Annotated in this window: 5 protein-coding genes; all 5 read left to right on the forward strand. The window is 63.4% G+C overall.

Going from position 1 to position 6906, the window contains the following annotated elements; all coding sequences use genetic code 11:
- The first annotated feature begins 55 nt into the window (after positions 1-55).
- The 5 genes from ACXJ7R_RS21060 (at position 56) to ACXJ7R_RS21080 (ending at position 6656) form a co-directional block, all read left to right on the forward strand.
- A complete protein-coding gene (locus tag ACXJ7R_RS21060; protein ID WP_457153532.1) occupies positions 56-1336 on the forward strand; it encodes an acetylornithine deacetylase/succinyl-diaminopimelate desuccinylase family protein in 1281 nt (426 codons plus the stop codon).
- 161 nt (positions 1337-1497) lie between these two features.
- Positions 1498-2976 carry an ABC transporter substrate-binding protein gene (locus ACXJ7R_RS21065; protein ID WP_457153533.1) on the forward strand — a complete coding sequence of 493 codons (1479 nt, stop codon included), beginning with the start codon at positions 1498-1500 and terminating at the stop codon, positions 2974-2976.
- A gap of 247 nt (positions 2977-3223) precedes the next feature.
- Positions 3224-4171 carry an ABC transporter permease gene (locus ACXJ7R_RS21070; protein WP_457153534.1) on the forward strand — a complete coding sequence of 316 codons (948 nt, stop codon included), beginning with the start codon at positions 3224-3226 and terminating at the stop codon, positions 4169-4171.
- A complete protein-coding gene (locus tag ACXJ7R_RS21075; protein WP_457153535.1) occupies positions 4168-5037 on the forward strand; it encodes an ABC transporter permease in 870 nt (289 codons plus the stop codon). The genes ACXJ7R_RS21070 and ACXJ7R_RS21075 overlap by 4 nt, the downstream gene beginning before the upstream one ends.
- On the forward strand, positions 5034-6656 hold the full coding sequence (locus tag ACXJ7R_RS21080) for an ABC transporter ATP-binding protein (RefSeq protein WP_457153536.1): 1623 nt from the start codon (positions 5034-5036) through the stop codon (positions 6654-6656). The genes ACXJ7R_RS21075 and ACXJ7R_RS21080 overlap by 4 nt, the downstream gene beginning before the upstream one ends.
- Positions 6657-6906: the final 250 nt, after the last annotated feature.

Below are 6906 nucleotides of genomic sequence, written 5' to 3' on the forward strand. Positions count from 1 at the left end.
GGTCTGTTCACCGTCGGGCTTGCAAAACCGCTGATATCGCTGCTCAACTCGTCGCATGAACGAGCGACTCCTCAAGGCGATCGATGACCGGCGCGACGATGTCGTCGCGCTGACCGCCGACCTGATCCGATTTCCGACCATCAACCCACCCGGCGAGGCCTATCGGCCATGCGCCGAATATCTCGGTGCGCGACTGAAGAAGAGTGGTTTCGAGACCGAATTCATCCGTGCCGAGGGCACACCCGGCGACACCGATCGCTACCCGCGTGTCAATGTCGTTGCACGGTTCGACGGACGGTCGCCGGGCGCCTGCGTCCACTTCAACTCGCATATCGACGTTGTCGAAGCCGGCGACGGATGGAGCGTCGATCCCTTTGYCGGCGTGGTCCGCGACGGCAAGGTCTACGGCCGTGGTGCCTGYGACATGAAGGGTGGCCTTGCCGCCTCGGTCATTGCAGCGGAAGCCTTCATGGAGGTGTTTCCCGACTTTCCAGGCGCCATCGAAATATCGGGCACTGTCGACGAGGAATCCGGCGGCTTCGGCGGCGTCGCCCATCTGGCCAGGCTCGGCTATTTCTCGAAACCCAGGGTCGACCACGTCATCATCCCCGAACCACTGAACAAGGACCGCATCTGCCTTGGTCATCGCGGCGTCTGGTGGGCGGAGATCGAGACCAAGGGCGAGATCGCGCACGGCTCGATGCCGTTTCTCGGCGACAATGCGGTGCGCCATATGGGCGCCGTCCTGCAGGCCTTCGAGGATGAACTATTCCCCGCGCTCGATCGCAAGACGACGCGCATGCCGGTGGTGCCCGAAGGCGCCAAGCGCTCGACCATGAACATCAACTCCATCCACGGTGGCCAGACCGAGGATTTCCGGCCCGGCCTGCCTTCGCCCAACGTGCCCGATTCCTGCCGGCTGACCATCGACCGCCGCTTCCTGCTCGAGGAGGACCTCGACACGGTCAAAGGTGAAGTGACCGGCATTCTCGACCGGCTGAAGCGCGAGCGGAAAAAATTCGACTATGAGATCCGCGACTTGATGGAAGTGCTGCCGCTGATGACGGAGCGCGACGCGCCCGTGGTCAAGGCGGTGGCGCAGGGCATCATGGCGATCTTCGACCGCGAACCGGACTATGTCATCTCGCCCGGCACCTACGACCAGAAGCACATTGCCCGCATCGGCCATATCTATGATTGCATCGCCTACGGTCCGGGCATTCTAGACCTCGCCCACCGGCCGGACGAATGGGTCGGGATATCGGACATGGTGGAAGCGGCCAAGGTGATGGCGATCGGGCTCAACGTGCTGCTGCGCGGCACAGCCACGGGATAGTCGCATCGCAACAAGCTTCGACCAGCCGACAGGGCTGTCACGGCAAAAACATTCCCAGCCATCCTGCCGGGCAGAACGAAACGCAATTTACTCCGTGGCCAAATCACGCTTCTATCGCCCGGGTTTGAGCACGTGTCTGAAAACGCATGGGGAGTTGCACGATGAGATTGTGGAAAACCATCCTGGCCGCAGCGGTGCTGTCGCTGGCCACTGGCACGTCGGCATTCGCCGCGCGAACCGACCTCGTCATCGGCATCCCGCTCGAACCGCCGCATCTCGATCCGACCGCCGGTGCTGCCGCGGCGATCGACGAGGTTCTCTACGCCAATGTGTTCGAGGGCCTGACCCGTATCGGGCCGAATGGCGAGGTGCTGCCGGATCTGGCCGAAAGCTGGACCATTTCCGATGACGGCAAGGTCTACACCTTCAAGCTGCACACCGGCGTCAAATTCCACGACGGCACCGATTTCGACGCCAGTGACGTTAAGTTCTCCCTCGACCGCGCCCGCGCCGACAATTCGGTCAATGCGCAGAAGGGTCTGTTCGCAGCGATCGACAAGGTCGATGTCGTCGACCCGGCAACGGTCAAGGTGACGTTGAAGAACCCGCAAGGCTCCTTCCTCTACAATATGGGCTGGGGCGACGCGGTGATCGTGGCGCCTGAATCGGCCGACACCAACAAGGAGAAGCCGATCGGCACCGGCCCGTTCAAATTCCAGAGCTGGGCCAAGGGGTCGTCGATCACGCTGGTCAAGTCGGACAATTACTGGGGCACGCCGGTGTCCCTCGACAAGGCCGAGTTCCGCATCGTGCCGGATGCGGCGGCCTACGTACCGGCGCTGCTGTCTGGCGACATCCAGGCTTTCCCGTTCTTCGATGCCGACAGCGTCGCCCAGGTCAAGGACGACCCGCGCTTCAAGGTGGTGATCGGCGCGACCGAAGGCGAAACCCTCCTGTCGATCAACAACAAGAAGCCGCCTTTCGACAAATTACAGGTGAGACAAGCGATCTCCTATGCGCTCGACCGCAAGGCGATCATCGACGGCGCCTCGGCCGGCCTCGGCCAGCCGATCGGATCGCACATGTCACCGGCCAACAAGGACTATGTCGACCTCACCGGCCGCTATCCGCATGATGTCGCCAAGGCCAAGGAACTGCTGAAGGAAGCGGGACTGGAGAACGGCTTCAAGGCGACGTTGAAATTGCCGCCTCCCTCTTACGCGCGGCTAGGCGGCGAGATCATCGCCTCGGAACTTCGCGACGTCGGTRTCGATCTCGAGATCATCCCGGTCGAATGGGCGCAATGGCTGGATCAGGTGTTCACCAAGAAGGATTACGACCTGACCATCGTCTCGCACACCGAGCCCAACGACATCGATATCTATTCGCGCAAGGACTATTACTTCAACTACGACAACCCCGCCTTCGACAAGGTGATTGCCGACCTCAACCTCACCTCCGACGAGGCCAAGCGCAAGGAACTGCTCGGACAGGCGCAGAAGATCCTGGCCGATGATGCCGTGGTCGGCTTCCTCTTCGAACTGCCCAAGGTCGGCGTCTGGGATGCCAAGCTGCAAGGACTGTGGGAAAACGCACCGATCCAGGCCAATGACCTGACCAAGGTGAAGTGGAGCGAGTAAGGCTGTTGGCCAAAAGGCGCCGCTTGCGCTCCTTCGCGCCCCCCTCTGCCCTGCCGGGCATCTCCCCCTCAAGGGGGAATACTTCGCTCTTGTCAGCGCTTTCGCCATTCATCAATGAAGCCTTTGTAGCGCCTGCGCTGAAATTGCCGATCTCCCCCCTTGAGGGGGAGATGTCCGGCAGGACAGAGGGGGGCGTCGCAGAACGCTATCGTCACTTGTTGTCTGCCATCGGCAACGCAGCGGCCTCATGACCGTCTATCTCCTCAAGCGGCTCACCATCGCGATTGCCACGCTGGTGCTGGCCTCCATCGTGGTGTTCGCCGTGTTGGAGATCCTGCCCGGCGACCCGGCGCGGCTGATGCTGGGCATGAACGCCAGCGCCGACCAGGTCGAACTGTTGCGCAATCAGATGGGGCTCAACGCGCCGCTGCCTTGGCGCTACCTGCATTGGGCCGGCGGCCTGCTCAGTCTCGATTTCGGCCGCTCCTACACCTATTCGGTGCCGGTCATCGATCTCGTGCGCGAGCGGCTGGCTGTCTCCCTGCCGCTGGCGCTGATTGCGCTGGCGCTCTCCACCATCATCGCCATTCCGGTCGGCCTGTTTTCCGCCAGCCGCCGCGGACGGGCCGGCGATACGGTGGCGATGGGCGCCGCACAGCTTGGCGTCGCTGTCCCCAATTTCTGGTTCGCGCTGATGCTGATCTATGTCTTCGCCGTCTGGCTGCGGCTGGTTCCGGCCGGCGGCTTTCCCGGCTGGAGCGCAGGCCTCTGGCCGGCGCTGAAATCGCTGCTGCTGCCGGCAGTGGCGCTTGCCTTGCCGCAGGCCGCCATCCTGGCACGCGTCACCCGCTCGGCGCTGATCGAGGTGCTGAACGAGGACTATATCCGCACCGCCCGCGCCAAGGGCCTGCCTTACCGCGCGGTGTTATGGCGGCACGCGCTGCGCAACGCAATGATCCCGGTGCTGACCATTCTTGGCCTGCAGTTCGCTTTCCTGCTTGCCGGCACCATCATCATCGAGAATGTCTTTTATCTGCCCGGCCTCGGCCGGCTGGTGTTCCAGGCGATCACCCAGCGCGACCTGATCGTCGTCGAAAGCGTCGTCATGCTGCTGGTCGCCGCCGTCATTGCCGTCAACCTCCTCGTCGACCTTTCCTATGCAGTCGTCGATCCGCGCCTGAGGAGCCGGCAATGACGCTGCACATCGAAATTCCCGAGGAGACGTTCGGCAGCATCCTGGTCAAGGCTTTCAGGAACACCGCGTTCGTTGCCGGTTTCGTCATCACCTTGCTGATCCTGGCGATGGCGATCATCTCCTACGTCTGGACACCCTACGACGTCACGAAACTGGTGATATCAGACAAGACGCAGGCCCCCTCGCTGGCGCACTGGTTCGGCACCGATCATTTCGGCCGCGACATCCTGTCGATGGTCATGGTCGGCGCCCGCAATTCCATTGCCGTGGCGTTGGTCGCGGTCGGCATCGGCATGGGGGTCGGCGTGCCGCTCGGCGCCTTTGCCGCAGCGCGCAGCGGCCTCGTCGACGAGGCGCTAATGCGGCTGAACGATCTCGTCTTCGCCTTCCCCGCTTTGCTGTCGGCCATCATGATCACCGCCATCTTCGGACCGGGCGCCGTCAACGCCATCATCGCCATCGGCATCTTCAACATTCCGGTGTTTGCCCGTGTCGCCAGGGCCGGCGCGCTGGCGATCTGGCCGCGCGAGTTCATCCTTGCCGCGCGCGCCGCCGGCAAGAGCAGCACGCAGATCAGCATCGAACATGTGCTGCCCAACATTGCCACGCTGCTTCTGGTGCAAGGCACCATTCAGTTCGCGCTGGGCATCCTGGCCGAAGCTGGGCTTTCCTATCTGGGCCTGGGCGCCCAACCGCCAATGCCGAGCTGGGGCCGCATGCTGTTCGACGCGCAGACCCGCATGGTGGTGGCGCCGTGGATGGCAATCTTTCCCGGCATGGCGATCGTCGTCACCGTGCTTGGGCTCAACCTTCTGGGCGATGGCATCGCCGACATCCTCGACCCGAAATCGCGGCGGCAGCGATGAGCCTGCTCGAGGTCGAGAACCTGTCGCTGACCATAGGCGACACGCCGATCCTCAGAGGCATGGAGCTTTCCGTTGCGCCCGGCGAGGTCATGGGACTGGTCGGTGAATCCGGTTCGGGCAAGTCGATGACGGCGCTGGCGGTGATGCAGCTTCTGCCTCATGCCGCGCGCGCCACCGGGCGCGTCTCGTTCGACGGCATCGACATCCTCGCGGCAACCGAGGACCAGATGTGCGCGCTGCGCGGTGACGACATCGGCATGGTGTTCCAGGAGCCGATGACGGCGCTCAATCCGGTCAAGACGATCGGCGAACAGGTCGCCGAGGGCATACGCTGGCACACCAGGGCAAGCCGCGCCGAGGCCGAGGAGCGTGCGCGAAAAATGCTCGACCGCGTCGGCCTGCCCTCGGCAAAATTCCCGCTCTCGCGCTATCCACACGAACTGTCCGGCGGCCAGCGCCAGCGCGTCGTCATCGCCATCGCCTGTGCGCTGAAACCGAAGCTGCTGATTGCCGATGAGCCGACGACGGCGCTCGACGTTGTTCTGCAGGCCCAGATCCTCGACCTCCTGCGCGACCTCGTCGCGGAGAGCCGCATGGGCCTGCTGTTGATCTCGCACGATCTTGCGGTGGTGACCGAGATGGCCGACCGCATCACCATCCTGCGCCACGGCGAGGTGATGGAGGCCGGTGACACGGCGCGCACGCTGTCCGAACAGCTCCACCCCTACACGCGCCAACTGGCGCAGGCCTCGATGCATGTGCCGGCGCGGGCGAGGCCGCATGGCGTCGGATCGAGCCAACTCTTGCTTCAGGTCGAGGGCGTGGCGCGCGACTATCCCGGCCGGCGCACCTCGCTGTTCAGGCGTGCGCCTGATATCCGTGCCGTGGACGATGTATCCCTGTCGATGGCGCCAGGCCAATCGGTGGCGCTGGTTGGTCGCTCCGGCTGCGGCAAGTCAACGCTCGCCCGCATGATCCTTGCGCTCGACCGACCAAGCTCGGGCACGATCCGGTTTCGCGGCGAGTCCATCACCGACAAGAGCGAAGCGGAACTGAAGCCGGCCCGGCGTGACATGCAGGTTGTCTTCCAGGATCCTTACGGCTCCTTCGACCCGCGCCAGAAGGTTGAAAAACTGGTCGCCGAACCCCTGCATGTTCTGGACAAGAAGCCGACGCGCGCCGAGCGCCACGAAATGGTGGCGCATGCGCTGCATGAAGTCGGCCTCGACCAGCGCGACATGGACAAATATCCGCATGAGTTTTCCGGCGGCCAGCGCCAGCGCCTTTCGATCGCCCGCGCTATCATCACCCGCCCCAAGCTGGTCGTCGCCGACGAGCCGGTCTCGGCGCTCGATGTCTCGATCCGCGCCCAGATCCTGGATTTGTTCGCCGAGCTCAACCAAAAACTCGGCATCGCCTATCTCTTCATCACACACGACCTGTCCGTCGCCCGTGCCATCACGGACGAGGTGCTGGTCATGCATGACGGCAAGATCGTCGAGCGCGGCAAGACGAACGAAGTGCTGGATCACCCGCAATCCGAGGCGGCCAAGGCGCTGGTCGCTGCTGCCCCGAACCTGCAGCGGGCAATCGCTCGGCGGATGCAGGAACAGGGTTAGCCCATCAGATCATCTGGAATATTCCGGGTCCGTGAGCACCGGAAGCGCCGAAAACGCCGCTAGATGGCGGCCAGAGAAGAATTTCCAAATAGCCTCTCAGATCATCTGGAATATTCCGGTGGTCTTGAACCGGAGATAGGCCTCGATGCTGCGGGCCATATTGGGCAGCATTTCGGGCAAGTCGTCGGGCGCGAACCAGCCGACGGCACTGCTCTCGTCATCGGTAACGGCCGGCTCGCCTTCAAAGGAG

Source organism: Mesorhizobium sp. P5_C1 (assembly GCF_054049815.1).

Excerpts from the sequence above, each read along its gene's own strand:
- ACXJ7R_RS21070 (WP_457153534.1), top strand. The coding sequence starts at position 3,224 with ATGACCGTCTATCTCCTCAAGCGGCTCACCATCGCGATTGCCACGCTG.
- ACXJ7R_RS21075 (WP_457153535.1), top strand. The coding sequence starts at position 4,168 with ATGACGCTGCACATCGAAATTCCCGAGGAGACGTTCGGCAGCATCCTG.
- ACXJ7R_RS21080 (WP_457153536.1), top strand. The coding sequence starts at position 5,034 with ATGAGCCTGCTCGAGGTCGAGAACCTGTCGCTGACCATAGGCGACACG.